Raw genomic sequence first — 24748 nt, 5'->3', positions numbered from 1 at the left:
AACCGTTGAAGACAGCTTTCACAACCAACCAAAAACACGACATCTGTACTTAGCCGGCGGTACGACATTTCAATTTTGCTTTGACATCAGCTGTCAGAGCTTTTTAGTGATGTCCGCTTTCGGGCGGCCTAAGCGTCGATCCTGAGACGAAATCTCAGATCACCATCTCCCAGCACCATACCGACCGTGCTTTCCACTAGACTCAGGAACACTGCCCGTACCCGCGTGCAGCTTCCAAAGCAAACTGCGCAACCCATCCTCAGATGGCTCGGTTCGAAGGCATCGATAGTCCGCGCATGCCACTGTCAGGAGGCGAGTTGCCGGACGAACGCTTTGCACGCGCTATTCCGCTTGCCGGCACGTCCGGCCAGGTGTATGTCGAGCGTCGCGCCATCCCTCTCGCAATAGCCGATGTCGCCGGAATGCGCTTCGATCCCGATTGGGACGGCCGGGCCGCCGTTCTGGTCGGCTTGTACGACCGCGAAGGAAAACTGACATCGGTACACGGCCGCTATCTCACTACGACGCGCGGCCAGAACAAGATGCTGACCGTTGGCTGCGGCGGCGGAGTAGCCTGTGTCGGCGATGGCTGGCGAGCCGGGCACCTCATACTGGTCGAGGGCATTTTCGATGCTCTCTCGCTGGCAGTGTGCGGCTGGTCCGCGGTCGCCACCATCGGACGCTGGGCTCCCTGGCTGCCCGAAGTCTGCGCCCACCGTACCGTGTGGCTCGGCTTCGATGCGAACGCCCCCGGCGATCGCGAGGCGGAGCGTTTCAGGCAAGTGCTCCCGAATACAACCGTGATTCGCCTGCTCCCTCCAATGCGCTGCAAAGACTGGAATACTGCACTCGTCAAACGCGGACCTGCTGTCGTCGCGCGCTGGCTTCGCGATAACATAGTTGCCGCCGACAAAGCGAGCCATCGATGAACGTCAAAACCAAGGTCGAAATCTATGTCAGTACGGACGTCGAAGTTGACGGCCCGATTCCTGGTCCGCATTCGATGTTGAGCTTCGCGTCGGCGGCATACGATGCGGAAAAAGTCTTGCACGGCACCTTTTCCGCGACGCTGGAAGTTCTGCCCGGTTCGAGCGGTCACCCCGATACGCTCGACTGGTGGCGACAGCACCCCGAGGCCTCACAAGCGGCGCGCGCAAATCCGCGGTCGCCGGAGTCAGCGATGAACGACTACGTCACATGGCTGGAGGCGCTGCCTGGAATGCCTGTATTTGTGGGTTATCCGGCGGCCTTCGACTTCATGTTCGTCTATTGGTACCTGATGCGCTTCGTGGGCCGCAGCCCATTCAGCTTCTCCGCGCTCGACATCAAGACGATGGCGATGGTTCTGCTGCGCAAGGATTATCGTCGCAGCACGAAGAGCGCAATGCCGAAGCGCTGGTTCGACGATTTGCCGCATAGTCATGTGGCGCTTGACGATGCGCTCGAGCAGGGAGCATTGTTTTGCAATATGCTCAGCGAGAGCCGCAAGCGCTGACCGCCGACACGTCTTTTGAATCATGAATCCGAACCTGCCGCCGATGATCTGTTTCAGGGTCACGCGTTATTGCAATGCGCGTTGCGGCTTCTGCCTTGCGCCACCCGACGGCGCGCATCCGCCTGCCACGGTACTCATGCAACGCCTCGACTGGCTGGCGCATCAGGGCGTGCGGATCATCCACTTCTGCGGCGGCGAGCCGACCATCCACCCGGCCTTGCCGGAACTGCTCGCACACGTCGAATCGCATGGCGGCGGCTCGCGGCTGACAACGAACGGGATCGCCCTTCCGGAGCGTTTATTGCCTGCCTTGCGCTCTGCAAGAACGCAGGTCAAGGTAAGCCTCCATGGCGACCGTGCGCATCACGATGCACTGGTCGGGCGGATCGCCTTCGATCTTGCATCCGAACATCTTCGCTGCCTGCTCCGTGCCGGAATTCCCGCTTCGGTTCAGACGACGATCGTCGCCGATGGCTACTGGGTGCTCGACTGGATGGCGGATTTTTGCCTTGCCGAGCACGTGCGGCAACTCAGCATTCTCCCGTTCATTCCGCGTGGAAGCGGCTATCGCACACAGGGCGAATACGGACTGACGCCGCAGCAGCGATCCGCCCTTCGCGAAAGCGTCCGGCGCAAACGTCGGGCGCTTCAGGGCCGGCTGGACATACGATGGCTGGATTTTTCAGCTCGGCCTTTGCATGTCGTGGAAGCCGATGGACGTGTCGTGCTCGAAGGCGCGAGCGAATCGATGGATACGTTGCTTTGCACGATTCCAGCGGACGCCGTGCCGAGAAAACGCGTTGCGATCCAATCGAGTGATCGAGTGATGCATTGACGTGCATCGCACGCAGTGTCACTTGAGATTCCCCGAAAGAAACCGCCGAACCCTTTCGCTTTGGGGATTCGTTAGAACCTCGCGTGGATCGCCCTGCTCCTCGATCCGTCCCTGGTGCAGGAACACCGCATGATTTGACACATTCCGCGCGAACCCCATCTCGTGCGTGACCACGATCATTGTGCGCCCCTCCTCCGCGAGCGACTGCATCACGCGCAGCACTTCGCCGACCAGTTCGGGATCGAGCGCGGAAGTCGGTTCATCGAACAGCATGATTTCCGGCTCCATCGCGAGCGCGCGGGCGATGGCCACGCGCTGCTGCTGTCCGCCCGACAGATGCGCCGGATAGCGGTTCTCCGTGGCGGGCGTCAGTCCGACCTTCGCCAGATTGAGCCGCGCGCGCTCGGTTGCATCGGCGCGGCTCAGGCCCAGCACACTCATCGGCGCTTCGACGACATTTTCCAGCGCGGTCTTGTGCGCCCACAGGTTGAAGTGCTGAAAAACCATCGATAACTTCGCGCGCATTCGACGCAACTGCTTCGGATCGGATGCGCGCAGTGTGCCGCGCCGGTCTCGCGCAGTGCGGATCAGTTCGTCGTTGAGTTTGATGCTTCCGGAGCAAGGTTGTTCGAGGAAATTAAGGCATCGCAGGAACGTGCTCTTGCCGGAGCCGCTGGAGCCGATGATGCTGATCACATCCCCCGCCTTCGCCTTGAGCGATACCCCTTTGAGCACCTCGTTTTCGCCGAATTTTTTGTACAGATCATCCACGGCCAGCTTGTACATGGGTTCGAAATCTCCTGCGTGACGGGGATCGGATTGAGCGCGCATCAGTGCGCCTGCGGCCTGAGAAACGCAAGCCAATGCGCCTCGAGCTTGCGGAAGGCGAACACCAGCGTGAACACGATGCCCGCGTAGAGCAGCGCCGCGACGCCGAAAGCGTGGAACGACTGGTACGTCGCCGAGTTGACGTCGCGCGTGACCTTCAGGATGTCGGGTACGGTCGCGGTGAACGCGAGCGTGGTCGCATGCAGCATGAGGATCACTTCGTTGCTGTAGTTGGGCAACGCGCGGCGCAGCGCCGACGGAAGGATGATCCGTCGATAAAGCGTGAAGCGCGACATGCCGTAGGCCGCCCCCGCTTCCACCTCCCCATGTGCGGTGGCCCTGATAGCACCTGCGAAGATTTCGGTCGTGTATGCGCACTCGTTGAGCGTGAATGCGAGCAGCGTGCAGTTCATCGCGTTGCGAAAGAACGAATCGAGCAGCGCGTGAGAATGAACCACTTGAAGGCTGTAGAGGCCCGTGTAGCAGAGCAGAAGCTGAACATAGAGCGGCGTGCCGCGAAACACGTAGGTATAGAGCCATACCGGCGTCGAGATGAAGCGGTTACTCGACGCCCGCGCGATCGAAAGCGGCACGGCAAGGCAGAAGCCCAGCCCGATCGAAGCGACCAGCAGCCATAGCGTGACGGCGAGGCCGGTGAAGCGGTAGCCGTCGGTGAACAGATAGTTTTGCCAGTACTCGCGAACGATGTCGATCACGGCGTGGCCCTCCGCACGCCGACCGAATAGCGCTTTTCGAGCCACGCGAGTGCCACGTTCGACACGGTCGTGATCGCGAGATAGATCGCGCCGGCAGCCAAGGTAAAGAAGAAAAACTGGAGCGTGCTCTTGCCGGCATCCTGAGTGACCTTGACGACATCGGCAAGTCCGATAATCGACACGAGGGCCGTCGCTTTCACCACGACCTGCCAGTTGTTGCCGATGCCGGGCAGCGCAAAGCGCATCATCTGCGGGAACATCAGCCGGCGGAACACCTGCCAGCGCGTCATGCCGTACGCGTGCCCTGCCTCGATCTGCCCGCGCGCAACCGCGAGAAAAGCGCCGCGAAACGTCTCGGTGAAGTAGGCGCCGTAGATGAACCCGAGCGTCAGCACGCCCGCGACGAATGGATCAATGTCAATCTGATCCACGCCCATCGCATCCGTCACCTGGTTCAGGAGCATCTGAATGCTGTAGAAGAGCAACAGCATGAGGACGAGGTCGGGCACGGCGCGTATCAGCGTCGTGTAGGCAGTGCCCGCGCTCACGAACGCAGGCTTGCCCGAGAGTTTCGCTGCCGCGCCGGCCAGTCCGAGCACGAACGACACCGCGAGCGATAACAACGCAAGTTCCAGTGTCTTGCAGGTTCCCGCAATCAGTTGAGGACCGTAGCCTTCGAACATGATGGCATGTCTCCTTGATGGGTTCTTTGTTCTGGCTGACGCAGATCAGGGCTGGCGTGGCGCGCGATCCAGTTCGGGGAGCGCCTTCAACGCGCGTTCCCAGACCTGCCGCGTGCGGCGCCAGGCGATATCGCGCCAGTCCTCGTCGGCTGGCAGGAAAGCATCGAACAGGGCGCGGCTGATCGTTTTGCCGCGTGCATCGTGCGGATCGCCGTGCAGATGCAGCCAGTGATCGTCGCGTAACGCCTCATGCATGCGCTCTTCCGCGTACGTGCCGCATTCGACGACGAGCTGCATCAGATGTGTATCGGGTAACGCGTCGAGCATCGCCTGCGACGTGTAGCCCGTCGCGCGAGCAACGACGCCGGTCTCGCTCGTCGCGGCGTCCGCGCCCGTCAGCAACGTATAGAGCCATGGGCCGTAGAGCATCTGCGCGTCGGCGAGCGCGGGATAGCGTGACTGCGCGACTGCCATCAGCATCGGATGGCCGAAGGCACCGGCGCCGGTATGCAGATCGAATGCGATCGCGACCTGCGCAGGCGTCAGAAAACGCTCGACGATCGCGCGCAGGGTCGCATTGGACCATGTGGCCTGCGTGCCGCCATAGAAGAGACCGTCGGCATGCGCATACTGCCCCGCCCCCACGATCGCCTGATATTCCGGCCAGCCCATCGAGCGCAGATGACCGGCGAGTTGCGCGTCAGCGCGCTGTCGGCCGGGGCCGTCGATGTCGCGGCACGTATAGATCGCGTGAATCGCTTCGTAGCGTTCGTTGACCGGCAGCGCGGCGCTGAAATCCAGATAGTTGCGATTCAGGTCGACGTTATCTTCGTTGACACGACGCACCCAGGCCGTGCCCCACGGGTTGATCAGATGCACCATCATGACCGCGACGTCTTCGGGCAGGTCGCGCGAGCCGAGGTCATCCAGCCACGCCGTCTGGCACGCGGAGCCGTAGTAGCCCTCGACACCATGCGTCCCGGAGATCGCGACCAGCACCCGGCGCGCGCCGGGCGCGCCGAGCCAGGCCACATCCGTCGCAAGCGTTTCGCCCGACGGACCGCGCATGGGATGCTCATAGGATGCGAGCGTCGCACCCGCGGCTGTCGCCGCGTGCAGGAACCGCTCGCGTTGCCGCGCGTATCGGGGTTCAACAGGAAATTCGATCGTCATGTGGTCCTCGACATTCTTGGTGTTGATGCTCCGCGTGTTGCCGCGGCGCTCATGCAGACTGAATTTCCAGCGTGACGGAAGTCAGGGGTTTCGCGCAGCACAGCAGCAGTTCGCCGTCAGGCGGCGGATCGAGCGGCGTCTCGACATAGCCCACTCGCCCCGTCACGAGACGCGCGACGCAGCTATTGCAGATACCCGCACGGCAACTGAACGGCGGCCCATAACCGGACTGCTCTGCGAACTCCAGCAGCGATGCGCACGCAGGATCCCACGTGATCGGCTCGTGATGAGGATGGAATTGCACGGTAAGCGGTGCACCATCCGCGGCGTCGCCAAAGTCCGATTCCGCTGCTGTGCGCTCCCTTTCGATCGACGCAGCAGGCGGCGAAGCGTCGGCATCAAGCACGGTGGCAGGCCCGAAAAATTCGTAGTGAATGCGCTCGCGCGCGATTCCGAGGCTGCGCAGCAGGCTCCAGTTCGCCTGCATGAACGGCGGCGGGCCGCACAGATAGACTTCGTAATCATCGAGCGGAAGCAGCGCCTGCAAGGTCTCCTTCGTCACCAGGCCGCGACTGTCGCAGGCGTCCCGGTCTTCGCGCTCGCGTGGCGACCGGTAACACACATGCACGCCGATGCCCGAGCGCGTCGCCGCGAGACGCCGCACTTCGTCGCGAAACGCATGGACCGCACCGTTCTCGCACGCGTGAATGAAGTGCACGCGCCGCGCGCTCGCCGAACTCAGCCGATGAAGCATGCTGAGCATGGGCGTCACGCCGACGCCACCGCTCAGCAGCACGACAGGCCGCTCGCTCTCCTCCGCACAGACGAATTCTCCCGCCGGTCCGGCAATGTCGAGTTCATCGCCAGCAGCGACGCTCTCGTGAAGATACGAAGAGCCGCGGCCGCGCGGATTGCTTTCCAGCTTCACCGAGATGCGCCAGCGCGACGTGTCGGCCGGATCGCCGGACAGGCTATAGGTGCGCACAAGCGATTCGCCGTCCGGCATCGCGATCCGCACGGCGACAAACTGCCCGGCCCGGAACGGCACGAGTGCAAGACCGTCCGCCGGCACGAGTTCGAACGACACGATCGACTCGCTTTCGCGCACCCGACGCGCCACGCGAAGCCGTCTGAATCGGCCGGACGCGCCCGAATCCGTGCTCGTCATGTCGTTGCTCCGCCCGCCGCGCGACCCACGAAATACACGGGTGAAGGTTTGGCTTCGGCTGTTTGCTCGCGCTCTATCATCTTCGCGAGGGCACGGCGAAAACGCAGCGGCCCCGCGTCGATGGCGAGATCGATATTGGGTGTGCGCCGGCGCGACATTCCCGCGTGCACGGCGCTTAGCACCGCGCGGTCCTCTTCGAACGCATGGCGCACGTCCGCGTCGAACTGACGCGAGACTTCTTCGTCGCCGGGCGCGAAATTGCGCGTCTGGAACCAGAAATAGCGCGTGCGCGACTCGTCCACCGGCGTCATGAAGTTATACGAGTTCATGAGAAACACGTCCGGGTGCTCGGGCGCGCCGTCTCCCCCGGTGCCAGCAGGCGTAAACACGGCCTTGATGATCGCGTGCGACGGAAAGCGCACTTCGTAATGCTGCTTGCGGTCGCATCGTCCCGAGAAGCGGACGAACTTCGCATAGAACGGCGCTACGTCCACGTCCCGCATCCAGCGAGCAACCGTCACGCCCTGCTCCGCCACCTCCGTCCTGAGCGGCTCCGACTCACACGCCGCGTTGCCGAACGACGTCCGGTGCACCCACGCGACGTGCGACGGATCGAGCAGGTTGTCCGTCACATAAAGGTAGTGGCAATCGACCGTCATTGCGTCGCCGCGATTCGAGCCCCACGCGGGATCGGCCCATTCGTCGACCTCGACGATACCGGCAGGATCGGCCGCGCCCGGCTCGCCCATCCAGATCCAGACAAGACCGTAGCGCTCCGCTAGCGGATAGCTGCGCACCCGCGCGCCAGCCGGTATGCGCGTCGTGCCCGGCGCGCGCGTGCACGTGCCCGAGCAGTCGAACGTCAGTCCGTGGTAGCCGCACTCCACTTCGTCGCCCGAGCGGCGCCCCATCGAGAGCGGCAGCTTGCGATGCGGACAGGCGTCTTCCAGCGCGACGGGCGTTCCGTCCAGCCTGCGGTAGAGGACGACCGGCTCATCGAGAATCGTCAACGGCAAGAGATCCTGCGTGACCTCGTTGTCCCAGGCCGCGACGTACCACGCGTTCTTCAAGAACATTGCACTGCCTCCTGTTCGATATCGCTCGATCCTTGCCGGCTTCGGCTTTGTCCCGAGCACGAAAGAAGAATAAGGAGCCAAAACGCCGAAGAACAGGTGTGCAAAACTGCCTCTTCGTTTAGAGTTTCTAAACTGAACGAATCATGCGGGAGACGAGGATGCAGACACTTCCACCATTGCGCGCGCTGCAGGTCTTCGAAGCCGTGGGCCGATGCGGCGGCGTCGCCGAAGCGGCAAGGCGGCTTGGCATCTCGGCGGGCGCTGTCAGCCAGCAAATGAAGCTGCTCGAAGACACGCTGGGCCTGCGCCTGATGCAGAAGGACGGCAAGCGGCTGCGGCTGACCGCCGCCGGCGCGCGCTACCACGAGAGCTGCGCGGTGGCGTTCGAGAGCCTGCGCGTCGCGCATGCCGAAATTGAGCGGTCGAAGAACGTGCGCAACCTGAACGTGAGCGCGCTGCCGTCGCTGCTGTCGAAATGGCTCGCCACGCGCGTGGTCGCGTGGCAGCAACGACATCCGGACTTGAGCGTCTATCTCGACGGCACGCACACGGAGCCGTCGCCGGAGGGCTACGAGATCGATTTTCGCATCAGTTACGGCGATCGCGTGGCCGACGTGAACAACGCGGTCGAACTCTTTTGCGACTGCGTGGTGCCCGTCTGCAGCCCGCACCTGCTGCGTGCGGATGCGCCGCTCGCGACGCCCGCCGACCTCCTCGCGTATCCGCTCATTTCGGTGGACTGGCTGCCGAAGTTCGCATCGCCGCCCTCGTGGCGAGACTGGTTCCGGGCAAACGCGATCGACGAAGCGGACAACGGTCGCGTGAACGACACGCGCCAGGTGTATTCGCTTTCCAGCGTGGCGATCCAGTCGGCCATCGACGGGCACGGCTTCGTGCTCGCTCAGTCGTCGATGATCTGCGACGACCTCGCCGCCGGCCGACTCGTCATGCCTTTCGCGCTGGGTTTGCCGCTGCCCTGGCCGTACTTCCTGACGTGGCGGCCGAACACATTCGACAAGGCACACTGCCGCAGTTTTCATCGCTGGCTCCTGACTCAGGCAAAGGAACAGCAGCAGCTCAACGACCGACTGCTGCGCGTGATCGGCGAGACGAGCGAACCGGCGAGCCTGTAGGCGCCTTGCCCCAGGCTTCGCGCTCGTCCAGTCGTACATCGCACCGAGCATGAAACGCCGGTGTCACACGACAGGTGCCCTGCACTTCTTTCGATTTCAGGACTGCGCGGTCCACAGGACGGGAAACAGCGGATGATCCATCGGCGCGCCTTCAGGCAAAGTCCCGGCAAGCCCGGGGAATTCGGGCGACGTGCGCCAGCGCCGAGGCGCATGCCGGATGTCGTCGCCGATGAAGCGAATCGAGAAAGCACGCCGCCGCACATTGCCTCCTACGCCGCCCGACGCGTGCAGCGTGAGCATGTTGAAACAGACCATGTCGCCCGGTTCGAGCGCCCAGCCGACGATCGGGTGTGCGTCGCGATGGGCTTCGATGTCCGGCAGATCCGCGAGGCTGCCTTCCGGGAACCACCGGGCTTCGTTTTCCATGAACGTGCGCGGCATCAGCCAGGGCCCGCGATGCGAGCCCGCGACGAACTCGAGCGTCGACTCGCGTGCGACGGGATCGACAGGTATCCACATGCTCACGTTGTCGCCGCCGACGATGTTGTAGTACGGCTGGTCCTGATGCCACGGTGTGCGCTGGCGCGTATTCGGCTCCTTCACGAGAACGTGGTCGTGATAGAGCCGCACCGACCCGCAACCCATCAGCGCGCCGGCGACGGCAGGCGCAGCGGACTCGACGATAAAGCGCCGGTACGCATCGTTCGACTGCCAGTTGCAGAAGTCCTCGAAGAACCAGCCGGGGTCGTCCGGCCGGCTCGCGACCTTTGCGCGCTCGCTCGGCGCGGCAAGATTGCGGTCGATTCCTTCCCGCAGCAAGGCGACTTCGTCATCCCGGAAGATGTTGCGCACACACACCGCGCCGTCGCGGCGAAACGCTTCGATCAGTTCCGGCGTTACGGCGCTTTCAAGACGCGCCTTCAGGCTTTCGTGCATCGCTCGCTCCCTTCGAATTGGTTTGCCATGCAATCAATTTCCGTAGATGTCGAAGTTGAAATACTTCGACGCCACTTGCTGATAGCTGCCGTTTTTTCGCATCGCGTCGATCGCCTGGTTGAGCCGCTGTTCGAGCGCTGAATCGCCCTTGCGCAAGCCGATCGCGACATCGCCCGATACGCGGCTGTCGGTCACCGGCGCGCCGACCAGCGCAAAACCCTTGCCACGCGGCGTTTTCAGAAAGCCGTAGTCCGCCTGCACCGACGACTGGAATGCGGCGTCGAGCCGGCCCGTCACGAGATCCTGGTAGATCTGGTCCTGCGTCTGATAAGCCACGAGCGTGACGCCCTTCGTCGCCCACTCCGCACGCGCGAAGCTCTCCTGTGTCGAGCCCTGCACGACACCCACGCGTTGCCCTTGCAGCGCCTGCGCGGTCGGCTGCAGCTTCGTGCCCGAACGCGCGATCAGCGCCGACGGTCCGTTGTAGAGGCGATTCGTGAAGTCGATCTGCTGGCGGCGCGTTTCGGTCGCCGACATCGCGGAGAGGATCGCGTCGAATTTGCGCGCTTTCAGCGCCGGGATCATGCTGTCGAAACTCTGCTCGACCCACACGCACTTCTGGTTCAGTTGTTTGCAGATCGCGTTGCCGAGGTCGATATCGAAGCCGACGAGCGAACCGTCCGCCGCCTTCGACTCGAACGGCGGATAGCTCGGATCGACGCCGAAGCGGATCGTCTGGGGGTCCTGTGCGTGCGCCATCGCGGGCAAGCCTGCGGGCACCATGGCGAGCGCGAGAAGAACGGGAAGCAATGCACGTTTCATGTCGTTGTTCCGAAGTGAGTGGAGGATTATCGGCGTCGTATCTTCGTCAGGCCAGAAAGCTTTTCACGAGACGCACCCAGTAGCCAGCGCCTGTCATGAGAATGTCGTCGTTGAAGTCGTAGCCCGGGTTGTGCACCATGCAGCTTCCTTCTCCGTCGCCATTGCCGATGATGAGATAGCAGCCACGGCACCGGCGCAGGAACCAGGCGAAGTCTTCGCTTCCCGTGAGCGGCTGGAGATCGGCGATCAGGCGCTCCTCGCCGAGCCACTCGCGCGCGACTTCTTGAGCGAACGCGGTCATTTCGGCGTCGTTGACCAGTACCGGATAGCTCGCTTCGTAGTTCACCTCGGCGCGCGCTCCGTAGACAGCGGCCTGCGCTTCGATGACCCGGGTGATGCGCCGCTCAAGTTCATCGCGCACGTCGGGACGCAAGGCCCGCACCGAGATGTTCATGCGCGCTTCGTCCGGAATCACGTTGGACGCCTCTCCCGCGTGAATGGCTCCCACTGTGATCACGGCCATGTCGAGCGGCGCGACGTTGCGCGACACCACGGTCTGCAGCGCAAAGACGATCGCCGCGCACACGACGACGGGATCGACCGTCATGTGGGGCATCGCGCCGTGGCCACCGCGACCGATCACGCGCACGGTCACCTGATCGGCGGAGGCCATGAACGGTCCCGCGCGAAAGCCGAGATGACCGGCGGGAAAGCCCGGCATGTTGTGCATGGCGAATACGGCGTCGCAAGGAAAGCGTTCCAGCAGTCCCTCTTCGAGCATGCGCCGCGCGCCGGCGAGTCCTTCTTCCGCGGGCTGGAACACCAGGTGCAGCGTGCCATTGAAATCACGAGTCTGCGCAAGATGCTTGGCGGCGGCAAGGAGCATCGCGGTATGGCCGTCGTGGCCGCACGCGTGCATCTTGCCGGGCGTGACGCTCGCATAGGGCAACCCGGTTTGCTCGTGGACCGGCAACGCGTCCATGTCCGCGCGCAGGCCGATTCGTCGTGGGCCGTCTCCGCATGTCAGCGTGCCGACCACGCCCGTCCCGGCGAGTCCGCGGTGGACCTCGTAGCCCCATTCCCGCAAGCGTTCTGCGACCAGATCGCTCGTCATGAACTCCTGATAGCCGAGTTCGGGATGGGAATGGATCTGGCGGCGCAGCGCGATCATTTCGTCGTGGCTCGCGAGGAAGTCGTCTGGGGCGTTCATCGTTGGCGTCTCGTTGTCGTCTGGTTGTCCGGCAGGCAAAGCACCCGGATGGCGCTAACGTATCCCGACAGAAACGAGCGGGGGAGAGCTAGAATCGTGAACGTGACAACCATAGGCGAACACCCGGCGCTGGCGGCCCTTTTGACGAGACTGCATGAAGCTCCATCAACTCCGAACCTTTGTGGCCGTCGCCGATGCCGGCGGCATTCGCGGCGCCGCTCGCGCACTCAACGCGTCGCCCGCGGCGATCACGAAAAGCCTGCGTCAACTCGAAGAAGACCTGCAGATGCCGCTCGTGCTGCGCACGTCGTCGGGCGTCACGCTTACCGAAGCGGGCCAGGCGCTGCTGGTTCACGCACGGCTGATGGTGGGTCAGATGACACGTGCTCACGAAGCGATGGGTGCGTTGCGCGGGGCGGCGCGAGGCAAGCTCACGGTCGCGGTGACGCCGTGGATCGCAATGACCTTCCTGCCGGAAACCATCACGCGATTCTGCGAAAAGATGCCCGACGTGAGGCTCGAGTTCTTCGAAGGGCTGTTGTCCATCGCGAACCCGCGCCTGCGCGACGGCAGCCTCGATTTCTTCGTCGGCAGGCCGGCACCCGGAACGCCCGGCGTCGAATTTCACTACCGGCCGCTCTTCTCTTCTACATGCGCCGTGGTTGCACGCGAGGGGCATCCGCGCTCCGGCTGTCACTCGCTCGCGGATCTGTGCGATCTCGACTGGGTGCTCACGTGGGACCCGGCGAACGACGGTCCGCTGGTCGAGAACATGTTTTCGCGGCACGACGTGCCGATGCCCAGCAAGATTCACCTGGCCCATTCGTTTTCGATTGCCATTTCGTTGCTGCGGCAAACCGACATGGTGAGCGTCTTTCCATGGCCGCTCGTGGAGTTGTGCGCTGCACGAGAACGCCTGTGCGCGTTTCCGTTGCGCGAGCAACTCGAAGACGCGATGGTCAGTGTCATCTCGCGAAGCGGCCATCCGCTCAGCGAAGCGTCCGAGTGCTTCATCGACTGCCTGATCGGCACTATCCGCGACGGACTGGAATCGCCTTCGCAGCAGACGCGCAATGTGCTGCGTTCGGTCGAGTTGCTGATCTGACGATTCCGCGCCCGCTATACCGCACCTGGCGTTGCGCTCAACCGCTCGAGATGTCGAAGTCGAAATAGCGCTGTCGAATCTTCAGGTAAGTACCGTCCTTCTTCATGGCTTCGATGGCGGCATCGATCTTCTCGCGCAGCGCGGCGTCGTCCTCGCGAAAACCGATTGCCGCGCCTTTGCCCAACGTCCTGGCGTCGGTCACGGGCTCGCCGAGGAACGCGTAGCCCGTGCCCTGCGCTGTCTTCAGAAAGCCTTCGCTGCCCGAAATCATGTCGGTGAGCGTCGCGTCGATGCGCCCCGAGCGCAAGTCCGTATAAACCTGTTCCTGATTGCCATACGAGACCACCTCGATTCCCGAGGGCGCCCAATAGGCCTTTGCATAGGCTTCCTGCGTGGACCCCTGAGCAACGCCCACGCGCCTGCCCTTCAGCGATTCGACGTTCGGCCGGATATCGGCGCCCTGTCGGCCGATCAGGCGGCTTGGCGTGTTGAATAGCGGCGTGGAGAACGCGACCTGCGTCTCGCGCTTGGGCGTGATCGACATGGCCGACAGGATCGCTTCGAACTTCCGGCCCTGCAACGCGGGGATGATGCCGTCGAAAGCCGTCTCCACCCACACGCAGCGCACGTTCAGGCGATGACAGATCTCGTTGCCGAGGTCGATCTCGAAGCCGACGAGTTGACCCGAAGGCGCCTTGGATTCAAACGGCGCGTAAGAAGGGTCGACGCCGAAGCGTAGCTCCGCCGCATCCTTCGCGTGGGCGCAAAGCGCAAGCATCGAGAACGTCAGGCAGGCAATCGCTTTCTTCATGAAATCTCCCTGGCAGGCGCGTAGCGAGGCGTTGCCCTTTGCGACGCATTTGGGGTGACCGGAGCGGGCTTTGGAACCTGCTGCCGGCGTCGTTATATCGAACGAGGTCGAGGGTAAGAACCCAAAATCCGCGCGTACAGGGGCGTCCTGCTATGCGATGGTTTAGTTTTTCTAAACTGCGGCGGCATCGCCCCCCGGCAGCCGGTCCTGGCGCGCTTGCACGACCGACATCACGCATTGACCGACCGGACGGTTGGCCTTACGATGGCGCGAACCATCGATAACGACATGGAGACGCGATGTCCTTCCTGATTCGCCGCCCGCTCACTGCGCTTGCCCTTGCGGTGTCCATCGCGCCCCTCGCGCCCTTCGTACCCGCCGCGCACGCGGCCGAAACCGGCAAAGCCGCTGCCACCGCGCATGAAGTCGTCATCAAGCGAGACGAGTATGGCGTGCCGCATATCTACGCGAATTCCGTGTATCGACTGTTCTATGGCTACGGTTATGCGGTCGCGCAGGATCGTCTCTTCCAGATGGAGATGGCCAAGCGCAGCACGCAAGGCACCGTGGCCGAAGTGCTCGGCGACAAGTTCGTGAAGTTCGATCAGGCCACGCGCGGCAACTATTGGCCCGCTTCGATCGAAAAGCAGATCGCGGCCTTGCCGCAGCGCGAGCGCGACATTCTCGACGGCTATGCCGCCGGCATGAACGCCTACCTCGCGCACGTTCGCGAGCAGCCCGGCACGCTCATGCCGAAGCAGTTCAACGACTTCGGCTTCGCCCCCTCGACATGGAGCGCATTCGATGTCGCGATGGTGTTCGTCGGCACGATGGCCAACCGTTTTTCCGACAGCACGAGCGAAGTCGACAACCTCGCGCTCCTCACCGCGCTGACGGACCGCTACGGCGAAACCCGCGCGATGGACCTGTTCAACCAGCTGAAATGGCTCGTGAACCCGAATGCGCGCACAACGATCGCGGCTAGCGAACGTTCGTACGCTGTCAAGGTTGGCTCACAGCAAAGCGACGGGGCGCTCGCTTACGCGCTGCCCCGCTACGACGCCGCGCCGCCGATGGCCGATCGCCTGGCGCGCTCAGACGACGGCCTGCTGCTCGCACTCGATCCGGCGGCCAATCGCGAAACGGTGCTCGCGCAGTATGCGCAAAGCGGAGCAAACGGTCCCGCAGGCTTTCCGACGACCAGCAACATGTGGATCATCGGCAAGGAACGAGCGCGCGGCGCGAAAGCGATCATGCTCAACGGACCTCAATTCGGCTGGTTTGCGCCGGCATACACTTATGGGGTGGGCCTGCATGGCGCGGGCTTCGACATCGTCGGCAATACGCCGTTCGCTTATCCGTGCATGCTCTTCGGCCACAACGGCCGGATATCGTGGGGTTCGACGGCCGGCTTCGGCGACGACGTCGACATGTACGCCGAACGCATCGACCCCGCGCGTCCGGACTTCTACTGGCATGACGGCCGCTGGGTGCAGATGCAAAAGCGCACCGAGATCATTCACGTGAAGGACGGCGCGCCCGTGGTCCTCGACGTGTACCGTACGGTGCACGGCAATGTCATGCAGCGCGACGACGCGAAGCATACGGCCTACGCGAAGGCGCGCGCGTGGGACGGTCTCGAAGTGCAATCGCTGCTTGCATGGACGCATCAGGCTCAGGCTCGCGATTGGAAGAGCTGGACTAGCCAGGCGGCGCGGCAGGCGCTGACGATCAACTGGTACTACGCCGACCGCGACGGCAACATCGGTTATGCGCATACCGGAGCGTATCCGCATCGTCGCGATGGGCACGATCCCCGGCTGCCGGTGCCCGGTACCGGCGAATGGGACTGGCGCGGACTGCTGCCCTTCTCGACCAATCCGCAGATTTACAATCCGCATTCAGGCTACATCGCGAACTGGAACAACTCGCCGGAAAAGGGCTATCCCGCCTCCGACCTGTTCGCTTTCCTGTGGGGCACGGCCGATCGCGTCGATGAAATCAGCAAGCGCATCGACGCGCACCCGACCCTCGACAGCGACGACGTCTGGCAAATCCTCAAGGACACGAGCCGAGCCGATCTGAACGTGCGTCATTTCCTTCCGTTTATCGAAAGGGCCACTGCATCGCTGCCCGCGGATGATCCGCGCCGCCGCATCGCCGACACGCTCCGTCAATGGAATGGCCTCAACGACGATCCGAAGGACAGCGGCCGCTACGCGCAACCCGGCTCGGCGATCATGAGCGCATGGCTTGGCTCGATGCTGACGAGAACCGTGGCCAAAGCCGTGCCTGCCCCATTCGACAAGTGGTACATGACGAGCGGCTACGAGACGACCCAGGACGGTCCGACCGGCTCGATGAACCTGAGCACCGGCAGCAAGATTCTCTACGAGGCGCTGCTCGGCGAGCGCTCTGGCGTGCCGCAGCGCGTCGACCTGTTTGCAGGCGAGCAACCCGACGACGTGGTTCGCGCCGCGCTCGGTGACGTCTGGACGAAGCTCTCGGAACAGCAGGGCAAGGACATCGCCGCGTGGCGCACGCCCGCTGTCGCGCTGACGTTTCGCGCGAACAATTTCTTCGGCGTGCCGCAGGCGGGTGCATCGGAGGCGATTCGCGTGCCCGAATACCAGAACCGTGGAACGGAGAACGACCTGATCGTATTCGGAAGCTCAGCGGCGCGGGGCAAGGTGCAGGCGTTCGATGTGGTGGCTCCGGGAGAAAGCGGCTTTATCGCACCCGACGGCACGCGCTCGCCGCATTACGACGATCAGCTTGCGCTCTACACGGGCTTCGGCCGCAAGCCGCTCTGGCTCGATGACGCGGACGTCGCCCTGCACGCGCGGCAGGTCGCGAAGCTCAAGGTGGAAGAGTCACGCTGAAACGGGGCTCTTGGCCGACGACCGCGCGGAGTTCTTCAGGTGCGAGCGGCATGTCCGAGGCGCCGAACGTGACTTGCGCGGCCTTGATCTACCACACGCCGTTGCCCGAGCCCGTGGGCTGAAATGTCACTTCCTGCCCGGTTTTCGTGTGGTAGGTAGCGGCCCACTTCAGCAATAGGGGATACACGAACGTCGATCCGGCACCGGTTATGCCCGCGGAGAATGCGGCCATCGAGTGACACGCGGCAATGCAGACTACAGCGGCACCGACCAGATTCTTCATCCAGTTTGGCTTCCCGTTCATCGTCGACGTCTCCTTGGTGCCCTCAGCATGGTGACGACGCACGCAGTGCAGCAAACCGAACCGGTGATCCGGACATCGCGTCGCATCGACGAAATTGCTGTTTCTGATCTTAGGTCGTTCGGAAGCGCGTTCCCAATGTTTATCGCTTGAGATAGTGGTCGAGGAAATCGATGAACACGCGCACTTTCGCCGACAAATTGAGGCGCTCGGGATAGATCGCGTAGATGTCCGACGGCGGCAGCGACCAGTCCGCCAGCATGCGCTTCAGCGTTCCCGCATCGAGATACGACTGGACGTCCCATTCCGAGCGCACGAGCACGCCATGTCCGTCCAGCGCCCAGCGCAGCGTCGCCTCTCCGTCGTTGCTGCTCATGGTGCCTTGCACCTTGACCAGTTCGTGCCGCTTGCCCTTGGTGAAGTGCCACGTGCCGTAGGCGGTGTCGTTCTCTCTCAGAACCAGGCAGCGATGGCTTCTCAGATCGTCGGGAAGCCTGGGGATACCGAACTGTTCGAGATAGGCAGGCGATGCGCAAACGAAACGGCGGTTCGTCGCGAGCATCCTTCCCACGACACGCTGATCCGGCAACTCGCCGAAACGGATGCCGACATCGAATGCGAACTCCGCGAGATTCATCGGCCGGTCGGTCAGGTCGAGTTGCACTTCCACATCGGGATACTGGCGGCGAAACTCGGACAGCGCCGGGACGATGTGACGACGCCCGAAGCCAAACGTCGCGTTCACCTTCAGCAATCCGCGTGGCAGTTCGCGACTGCTGGACACCATCCGCTCCAGTTCCTGCACCTGCTCCAGTAGCTTCGAACCCGTGCCCAGATAAAGCTCTCCTTCCTGCGTCAGGGCAAGCCGGCGCGTCGTGCGGTTGAGCAGCTTCACCCCGAGCCGTCGTTCCAGCTGGCTCAGCCGCGCGCTGATCGCGGGCGGCGTGACGCCCAGTTCGCGTGCGAGCGCCGAGAGGCTGCCCTGCGTGACCAGCCGCGCGAAGAAATCCAGGTCGGCGATCGAGTCCATTGTTAAATTAAACTTAATAGTAGGTTAAAGGAGTCTGCATTTTATCGCTGTCGCTACCGAATTACACTTCTTCAAACGACTGGATCCCGGTCGTCAAACGAGCCAGTTTGGAGAGAGACGATGGCACAGACGCTTTACCAGAAGATCGTGGGAAGCCATACGGCGTTCCGGATCGATGAGCAGCACGTCGCGTTGTATGCCGACCTGCACATCATGAACGAGTACACGAGCCCGCAGGCCTTTGCCGGGCTTGCCGAAAAGAACCTTCCCGTGCGCTGTCCCGAGAAGCAGATGGGCATTGTCGATCACGTGATCCCGACCCATCCGGTCGCCGTCGGCAAGCGCACGATCATGATCGATGCGGCCGCCAACCAGGCCGCCAACTTCACGCGCAATTGCAGCAAGCACGGCATTCACCTGTTCGATGTGACGGATCGCGAGCAGGGGATCGAACATGTCGTCGCGCCGGAGATCGGGCTGATCCGGCCGGGCATGGTCGTGCTGTGCGGCGACAGCCACACGACCACCTACGGTGCGCTCGGCGCGCTGGGTTTCGGCATCGGCACGTCGGAAGTGGAGCACGTTCTCGCGACGCAGACGCTCGTCTACAAGGTCGCGCGCGACATGCATATCCGCGTCGATGGCGCGCTTCCCGAAGGCACGACGTCGAAGGATCTCGTGCTCTACATCATCTCGAAGATCGGCGCGCAGGGCGCACGCGGATATGCCGTCGAATATAGCGGCCCGGCGATCGAGGCGCTGTCCGCGGAAGCGCGCATGACCCTGTGCAACATGACCGTCGAAGCCGGCGCGCGTGGCGCGCTGATCGCGCCGGACGACACGACGGTCCGCTACGTCGCAGAGCGAATCAAGGACTTGTCGCAGAGCGATATCGCCGCGGCCGCCGAACAGTGGAAGCAACTCAGGTCGGATGCCGATGCGACCTTCGACGTCACGCACCGCTTCGACGCGAGCGTGGTCGCGCCCTTCGTAACCTGGGGCACGAGCCCGGACCAGGCGATCTCGATCGCCGACCGCATCCCGGCGCTGTCGAGCGAACCGCTCGAACGCCACAACGCGTCGAAGGCGCTGAACTACATGGGGCTCGACGCGGGCGAAGCCATCGACGGCCTAGCGATCGACCATGTGTTCATCGGCTCGTGCACGAACGCTCGCATCGAAGACTTGCGGGCCGTCGCCGACGTCGTGCGAGGGCACAAGGTCGCGCCGTCGGTTCGCGCGATGGTGGTGCCGGGCTCCGGGATGGTCCGCGAGCAGGCCGAGCGAGAAGGCATTGCGAACACGCTGATCGAAGCGGGCTTCGAGTGGCGCCAGCCCGGCTGCTCGATGTGTCTCGCGATGAACGACGACATCCTTCAGCCCGGCCAGCGCTGCGCATCCACGACCAATCGCAATTTCGAAGGCCGCCAGGGACGCGGTGCACGAACCCATCTGATGAGCCCGGCGATGGCCGCCGCAGCCGCGTTGGCCGGTCGCATCGTCGACGTACGCAAGGAGTTTAAGCATGTCTAAGCACGAAACCGTCGCGGGAATCGCGGCTCCGCTGCCCCTCAACAACCTGGACACGGACCAGATCATGCCGAAGCAGTTTCTCTTCGGCATCGACAAGTCGGGACTGGCGCGCGGCGTCCTGTACGACCTTCGGACCGACACGTCCGGCTTGCCCAGAAACGAGTTCGTCTTGAATCAGCCAGCCTACAGCGGTGCCCGCATCCTGATCACCGGCGCGAACTTCGGATGCGGCTCAAGCCGCGAACATGCCGTCTGGGGCTTGCAGCAGGCGGGTTTCGAAGCGGTGATCGCGCCGAGCTTCGGAGAGATTTTCTACTTCAACGCGCTCAACAACCGCCTGCTGCTCGTGATGCTCGATCCATCGATCGTAGCGGCGCTCATCGAACTGGTCAGCGACCCCGCGAAGAGCCAGCTGACGATCGACGTCCAGCGCCAGCGCGTGGTGACGGCAGACGGCGACGAATATCCGTTCGACCTGCCAGAGCGGCAGAAGCGCATGTTCGTCGAAGGTCTCGACATGATCCGAATGACGCTGAGCGACGCCGAGGCCATCGACGCATTCGAAGCCCGTCACTACGCGGATCACCCGTGGATGAAGATCGACCTTCCGAAACAACAACGCGCCTAGCAAGCGACGCAGGAGCGTCCGACCCCGCGGGCCGGCAGCCTAAGCCAGCGCAGTCTGGCAGGCCCGCGGTGAAAGCAGGCACATGAAATTCCCCTCCGGAGACGTGAAATGGAAAGTACCTCAACGCACGCGAGCGTCGCGCCGCTCGGACGGCAATCGCTGCTGTCGAACTTTACGATCGGCGGCATGCCGCTTCCGATGTTCTGCGCCGTGGCGCTCGTGACGATCCTCGCCATCGTGACCAAAAAGCTTCCCAACGACATGATCGGCGGCTTCGCGGTGCTGATGCTGTCCGGGCTGCTGCTGGGCGAAATCGGACGTCGCATTCCGCTGTTCAGGCACATAGGCGGCCCGGCCATTCTCTGCCTTTTCGTTCCTTCGGCATTGCTCGGCTACAAGCTGATGGACGACACGACGCTCAAGGCCATCACCACGACGATGAAGACCGCGAATCTTCAGTATCTGTATATCGCGTGTCTGGTCGCGGGCAGCATTCTCGGGATGAACCGCAAGATTCTCATCCAGGGGTTTCTCAAGATGTTCGTGCCTCTGCTGGTGGGCACGATAACGGCGATTGCAGCGGGCATTCTCGTCGGGCTGTTGTTCGGCTACGATCCGAAGCACGTGTTCTTCTATATCGTCATTCCGATCCTCGGTGGCGGCATCGGCGAAGGCATCCTGCCGCTCTCCATCGGCTATTCGGAGATCACCGGCACGGCTCAGGGACACCTGATCGCCACGATGGTGCCGGCAGCCCTGATCGGCAATGTCGTTGCGATTCTCGCGAGCGGCATCCTGAAACGCTTCGGCGAAAAACATGCTTCGTACAGTGGCGACGGCATGCTCGTGCGCACGGGAGAAGACCAGGAACTGCTCAAGGCACAAAAGGCCGAAGCGGCGCTGGATCTGCGCCTGATGGGTTTCGGCCTGCTGCTCGGCTGCACGCTTTTCATCCTCGGCGCGCTGCTCGCACCGATCACGGGCATCCCTGGCCCGGTGCTCATGATCGTCGCGGCTGCCCTCTTGAAACTTGCCCACGCGATTCCCGAGTCGATGGAAGTCGGCGCTTACCAGATGTACAAGTTCATGTCGACAAATCTCACGTTTGCGATCCTGGTCGGCCTGGGGACGCTGTTCGTATCGTGGGACAAGCTGGTTGCCGCGTTCTCGCCGGCCTACTTCGTCATCTGTGCGTCCACTGTGATCGCCATGATCATTTCGGGCTTCTTCGTGGGGCTCTGGCTCAAGATGTATCCCGTGGAGGCCGCGATAATCACGGCCTGCCATAGCGGACTGGGCGGCACGGGCGACGTCGCGATCCTGTCGTCCTCGAACCGGATGGGCCTGATGCCGTTCGCGCAGATTTCGACGCGCATCGGAGGCGCCGGCATGATCGTGTTCGCTACACTCATGATGAAGTGGCTGAGTTGACGCCCTCGCCTGCATCGACACTTCGGCACTATCCGCAAGCCGCCGCCCGGGCGGCTTGCGTTCGCGGGTTCGTCGCCAGGCCCGCTACTGTGCCGATGAAGTTCCGGCTCGCCGCTGCACGACAAGCCGCACGGCCAGATCCGGCTGTCAGAATGGGCGGCACCCTGCGTCACGAAAAAAGCCCGCCCGCGCGAATATTGCCCGTGTAGCCTGTACCGCGGCCGCGTTGCGTGCCCGCATGGCAGACCCACTCAGGACAACAAGGATTCGAACACATGAGCTTCGTGCACTTCATCGGCGGGGAAAAAGGCGGGGTGGGCAAATCGCTCGTCGCCCGCGTGCTGGCCCAGTATTTCATCGACCGCAACCTGCCGTTCCTCGGCTTCGACACCGACCGCTCGCACGGAGCGCTGCTGCGCTACTACGCCGATTTCGCCGCGCCCGCGGTGCTGGACGACCACGACAGCCTCGACCCGGTGATCGAGCATGCGCTGGAACAGCCGGAGCGCCGCATCGTCGTCGACCTCGCGGCGCAGACCCAGCAGTCGATATCGAAATGGTTCGAGGACTCCGACGTACTCGGCATCGCGCAGGAAAGCGGGATCGCACTCACGTGGTGGCACGTGATGGACGCCGGCCGCGATTCGGTCGATCTGCTGCGGCAATGGCTCGATCAGTTCGGCGGCAAGTTGCGTCTCGTGATCGTGCTGAACGAGATCCGTGGTGATCGCTTCGAGCTGCTGGAAGCGTCAGGCGAACGCCAGCGCGCGGAAGCGCTTGGCGCGAGCGTCGTATCGCTGCGCCATCTTCCCGACACGACGATGCAGAAGATCGACCAGAAAAATTCCAGCTTCTGGGCGGCGGCGCATCATCCGGATCGCGCGAGCACCGGACTGGGCATGCTCGAACGCCAGCGGGTGAAGGTCTGGCTCAATCGCGCGTATGAGGAAATCGAGAAGGTCGCGCCGTAGGCAACCGGCACGTCCCGCGACGCTATCGGCGGGCCTCGCCGCGACTTACCACGACCACCTGAGCCCGGCATTGCCGGTCACCGTGCGCTGGTGTGTGCCGCCAAAATTCGTCAGGTATGCGACGGTCGCATAGGCGCTGCTCGATTTGCTGATCTGCGCGACGAGTCCCGCGCCGATCTGTCCCGCGGTTTGGCCGACCGAACCCGGCAAGGTCGTGGTGCCGCCGAACGTGACCTCGTCGCCGGCGCCAAAATTGCGCAGCACCGAGAGCCGCAAGTACGGCTGCAACGCCGCAAAGCGCGTGGAATAGTTGCCGGAGAGCCGCACGCCGAGCCGGCCGAGGAACGTGTTGCCATGCCTGAACGAAACGGTGGAGACGCCATCGTTCAGATCGTTGATCGACAGGTTTTGCCACACGATCTGCGCCTGCGGCTCCAGCGACAGCCCATAGGCAATCGGAATGGGTAGGCCGGCTTCCACCGAACCGCTGACTGCGCGGCCATGCGTCGTCGCGCCGGTGCCGTCGTTGGATTGCGGATCGATCGTGAGCGACGTGCCCATCAGCACCGCATCCGTGTACCAGCCGCCCGGACCGATGTGCGTCCAGTACGCGCCGAGACTGTAGCCGTTGATCGCGAGATGGCCGACGTCCAGATTGGGTGTCGCGAGCGCGTAGCCGTTGACGTCGCCGGTTGCGCGCGTGAAGCCCACGAAGAAGCCGTAGTGGTTCCGATGCCCGCTCGGACGCGAATCGGCGTAGATGTCATGCCCCGCCTGCAAGCCGTAGATGGAACCGTCGAACTCCGGATTGAGGGTACCGTCCTGGCTTTGCACCGTATGTCCGCCCCACACACGGCCCCACGCGGCGGGCAGCGAGCCGGTTTCGTCGAGCAGCGATTGCTCGCCCTGACGATCGTGGAAGGTGTCGATCTGCTGGATGCCGATTTGCCGCGCGACCATCGGAATGGCGGCGTAGATCGGTGCTTCCGGGCGATAGATCGGCGTGACGACCGAAGGCGGATTGCCGACGGCAGCGGCAAGCGCTCGCGGCGTGCCGGGCGCGGCGATCGGCGTGTTGGGCGCGACGAGCGGATTTTGATCCGAGACCGGCTGCGATGGATTGGCGGGCAATGCGACAGGCGCGCCAGATGCGACGGGCGCCGAGCTGGGTGCGCCGGGCGCCGAGCTGGGGGTGACTGAAGGTGCGCTGGAGGCGCCGGGCGGCGCGGTCGTTGCAGGTGCTGCTGCTGCCGGGATCGTGTTGCGCAGATACCAGTTCTGCGACGTTCCGTCCGTGACCCCGCCTTTCGCCAGGTAGTAAGAGTACGCACCGGCCTTCACGGGCGCCGCGAGCCGGAACGCGCTCAGGTCGGTTGTAGCGCCGCCGTTCGCCTCGATTACCTGAATACCGTTGGTCAAGGTGGCCGCTCCGGCGCCGCCGACGTTGTTGATCTTGATCGCCGACGTCCCGGTGGCCGTCGATCCCACCCCGCTGATGACGAGTCGGTCCGACGCCGCGTTGTCGCCGGCGAGCGTGGTATTCAGCGCGAGCGTGCCGTTCTGGCCCGCGTAGTTACCGATCACGTTCAACCGGTTGCCGACGCCCGCGCCGCCAACCGACGCCACGCCGGCGTTCGTCAGGTTTCCGTTGATCGTGAAGGCGCCCGGGCCTGTGCCAGCGAACGCGGGAAGTGCATCGGCGACGGCGATCGTGCCCGCGTTCGTGACATTGCCCGTCACGCTGCCGTGACCGCCAAGAGTCGCGGCGTTCGCCACGCCGGTAGCGCCGCCGCCCGACAGCGCAGCGTCGGGGTGCAGCGCGTCACCCACCGCGAGCGTGCCGGCCGCGACGTTCGTCCCGCCAGTGTAGGTAGTCGGACCTGCAAAATTGGGTTTTGTTCGTGGACGCCTCGGGGCGTTCATCAGGTGGCCTTGTACTTTTCGAACTCAGGCAGTTGTAGGAGGTGCGAGCAAGGTTCCT

General features: G+C 63.4%; 22 protein-coding genes and 1 pseudogene. 10 read left to right on the top strand and 13 right to left on the bottom strand.

The window, feature by feature from the left end; genetic code table 11:
* The first annotated feature begins 296 nt into the window (after positions 1-296).
* Genes AWB81_RS30690 through AWB81_RS30680 form a run of 3 tightly spaced genes read left to right on the top strand, consistent with a single transcriptional unit; the run spans position 297 to position 2330 of the window.
* Positions 297-929 (top strand): toprim domain-containing protein, encoded by a 633-nt coding sequence (locus AWB81_RS30690; RefSeq protein WP_159938960.1) that lies wholly within the window; start codon positions 297-299, stop codon positions 927-929.
* Positions 926-1495 (top strand): 3'-5' exonuclease family protein, encoded by a 570-nt coding sequence (locus AWB81_RS30685; RefSeq protein ID WP_062640659.1) that lies wholly within the window; start codon positions 926-928, stop codon positions 1493-1495. The genes AWB81_RS30690 and AWB81_RS30685 overlap by 4 nt, the downstream gene beginning before the upstream one ends.
* A gap of 22 nt (positions 1496-1517) precedes the next feature.
* Positions 1518-2330 (top strand): radical SAM protein, encoded by an 813-nt coding sequence (locus tag AWB81_RS30680; RefSeq protein ID WP_062640656.1) that lies wholly within the window; start codon positions 1518-1520, stop codon positions 2328-2330.
* A gap of 18 nt (positions 2331-2348) precedes the next feature.
* Here AWB81_RS30680 and AWB81_RS30675 read toward each other — a convergent pair whose 3' ends face one another.
* From AWB81_RS30675 to AWB81_RS30650, 6 genes are read right to left on the bottom strand one after another with little or no spacing between them, the layout of a single operon-like run.
* A complete protein-coding gene (locus AWB81_RS30675) occupies positions 2349-3116 on the bottom strand; it encodes an ABC transporter ATP-binding protein (protein WP_062640654.1) in 768 nt (255 codons plus the stop codon).
* A gap of 44 nt (positions 3117-3160) precedes the next feature.
* The gene (locus tag AWB81_RS30670; protein ID WP_062640651.1) at positions 3161-3874 is read right to left on the bottom strand and encodes an ABC transporter permease; all 714 of its coding nucleotides are present in this window, start codon (positions 3872-3874) and stop codon (positions 3161-3163) included.
* A complete protein-coding gene (locus AWB81_RS30665; protein ID WP_087135301.1) occupies positions 3871-4560 on the bottom strand; it encodes an ABC transporter permease in 690 nt (229 codons plus the stop codon). Before AWB81_RS30665 ends, AWB81_RS30670 begins: the two co-directional genes overlap by 4 nt.
* A gap of 42 nt (positions 4561-4602) precedes the next feature.
* Positions 4603-5730: a DUF2817 domain-containing protein gene (locus AWB81_RS30660; RefSeq protein ID WP_062640647.1), complete on the bottom strand. Its 1128-nt coding sequence runs from the start codon at positions 5728-5730 to the stop codon at positions 4603-4605.
* Positions 5731-5779: 49 nt separating this feature from the next.
* Entirely contained in the window at positions 5780-6898 is a 1119-nt protein-coding gene (locus AWB81_RS30655) for a 2Fe-2S iron-sulfur cluster-binding protein (protein WP_062640645.1), read from the bottom strand.
* Complete coding sequence (locus AWB81_RS30650; RefSeq protein ID WP_062640642.1) at positions 6895-7974, bottom strand: aromatic ring-hydroxylating dioxygenase subunit alpha; 1080 nt, start codon at positions 7972-7974, stop codon at positions 6895-6897. The genes AWB81_RS30655 and AWB81_RS30650 overlap by 4 nt, the downstream gene beginning before the upstream one ends.
* Positions 7975-8132: 158 nt before the next feature.
* Here AWB81_RS30650 and AWB81_RS30645 point away from each other — a divergent pair, with 158 nt between their 5' ends.
* The gene (locus AWB81_RS30645; protein ID WP_062640639.1) at positions 8133-9107 is read left to right on the top strand and encodes a LysR substrate-binding domain-containing protein; all 975 of its coding nucleotides are present in this window, start codon (positions 8133-8135) and stop codon (positions 9105-9107) included.
* Positions 9108-9203: 96 nt separating this feature from the next.
* On the opposite strand, the gene AWB81_RS30640 is transcribed toward AWB81_RS30645, so the two are convergent.
* Genes AWB81_RS30640 through AWB81_RS30630 form a run of 3 tightly spaced genes read right to left on the bottom strand, consistent with a single transcriptional unit; the run spans position 9204 to position 12075 of the window.
* Entirely contained in the window at positions 9204-10043 is an 840-nt protein-coding gene (locus AWB81_RS30640) for a phytanoyl-CoA dioxygenase family protein (RefSeq protein WP_062640637.1), read from the bottom strand.
* A gap of 33 nt (positions 10044-10076) precedes the next feature.
* On the bottom strand, positions 10077-10865 hold the full coding sequence (locus tag AWB81_RS30635; protein WP_062640635.1) for an ABC transporter substrate-binding protein: 789 nt from the start codon (positions 10863-10865) through the stop codon (positions 10077-10079).
* A gap of 46 nt (positions 10866-10911) precedes the next feature.
* Positions 10912-12075 (bottom strand): M20 aminoacylase family protein, encoded by a 1164-nt coding sequence (locus AWB81_RS30630; RefSeq protein ID WP_062640633.1) that lies wholly within the window; start codon positions 12073-12075, stop codon positions 10912-10914.
* Positions 12076-12229: 154 nt separating this feature from the next.
* Here AWB81_RS30630 and AWB81_RS30625 point away from each other — a divergent pair, with 154 nt between their 5' ends.
* Entirely contained in the window at positions 12230-13180 is a 951-nt protein-coding gene (locus tag AWB81_RS30625; RefSeq protein WP_062640631.1) for a LysR substrate-binding domain-containing protein, read from the top strand.
* 37 nt (positions 13181-13217) lie between these two features.
* On the opposite strand, the gene AWB81_RS30620 is transcribed toward AWB81_RS30625, so the two are convergent.
* On the bottom strand, positions 13218-13991 hold the full coding sequence (locus AWB81_RS30620) for an ABC transporter substrate-binding protein (protein ID WP_062640629.1): 774 nt from the start codon (positions 13989-13991) through the stop codon (positions 13218-13220).
* A 299-nt stretch (positions 13992-14290) separates the two neighbouring features.
* Here AWB81_RS30620 and AWB81_RS30615 point away from each other — a divergent pair, with 299 nt between their 5' ends.
* Positions 14291-16873 (top strand): penicillin acylase family protein, encoded by a 2583-nt coding sequence (locus AWB81_RS30615; protein WP_087135300.1) that lies wholly within the window; start codon positions 14291-14293, stop codon positions 16871-16873.
* 88 nt (positions 16874-16961) lie between these two features.
* On the opposite strand, the gene AWB81_RS30610 is transcribed toward AWB81_RS30615, so the two are convergent.
* A complete protein-coding gene (locus tag AWB81_RS30610; protein ID WP_062640626.1) occupies positions 16962-17177 on the bottom strand; it encodes a substrate-binding domain-containing protein in 216 nt (71 codons plus the stop codon).
* A gap of 139 nt (positions 17178-17316) precedes the next feature.
* Positions 17317-18204: a LysR family transcriptional regulator gene (locus AWB81_RS30605; RefSeq protein ID WP_062640624.1), complete on the bottom strand. Its 888-nt coding sequence runs from the start codon at positions 18202-18204 to the stop codon at positions 17317-17319.
* A gap of 120 nt (positions 18205-18324) precedes the next feature.
* On the opposite strand from AWB81_RS30605, the gene leuC reads away from it, so the two are divergent.
* The 4 genes from leuC to AWB81_RS30585 all read left to right on the top strand — a co-directional run bounded on the left by leuC (position 18325) and on the right by AWB81_RS30585 (position 22767).
* Positions 18325-19737, top strand: a complete 1413-nt coding sequence (gene leuC / locus AWB81_RS30600) for a 3-isopropylmalate dehydratase large subunit (protein WP_062640622.1) — start codon at positions 18325-18327, stop codon at positions 19735-19737.
* Positions 19730-20365 (top strand): 3-isopropylmalate dehydratase small subunit, encoded by a 636-nt coding sequence (gene leuD / locus AWB81_RS30595; RefSeq protein WP_062640620.1) that lies wholly within the window; start codon positions 19730-19732, stop codon positions 20363-20365. Before leuC ends, leuD begins: the two co-directional genes overlap by 8 nt.
* Before the next feature lie 108 nt (positions 20366-20473).
* Positions 20474-21796 carry a 2-hydroxycarboxylate transporter family protein gene (locus tag AWB81_RS30590; protein ID WP_062640618.1) on the top strand — a complete coding sequence of 441 codons (1323 nt, stop codon included), beginning with the start codon at positions 20474-20476 and terminating at the stop codon, positions 21794-21796.
* Positions 21797-22071: 275 nt separating this feature from the next.
* Entirely contained in the window at positions 22072-22767 is a 696-nt protein-coding gene (locus AWB81_RS30585) for a nucleotide-binding protein (protein ID WP_062640616.1), read from the top strand.
* A 45-nt stretch (positions 22768-22812) separates the two neighbouring features.
* Here the strand turns inward: AWB81_RS30585 and AWB81_RS30580 are convergent.
* Positions 22813-24648, bottom strand: a pseudogene (locus tag AWB81_RS30580) (autotransporter family protein); the annotation flags it as partial.
* Positions 24649-24748 lie beyond the last annotated feature (100 nt).

The sequence above is a fragment of the Caballeronia arationis genome (assembly GCF_001544975.2).
GTDB lineage: Bacteria > Pseudomonadota > Gammaproteobacteria > Burkholderiales > Burkholderiaceae > Caballeronia > Caballeronia arationis.
The sequence above is the reverse complement of the archived record's forward strand: the minus strand, read 5'-3'. Positions and strand labels throughout refer to the sequence as shown.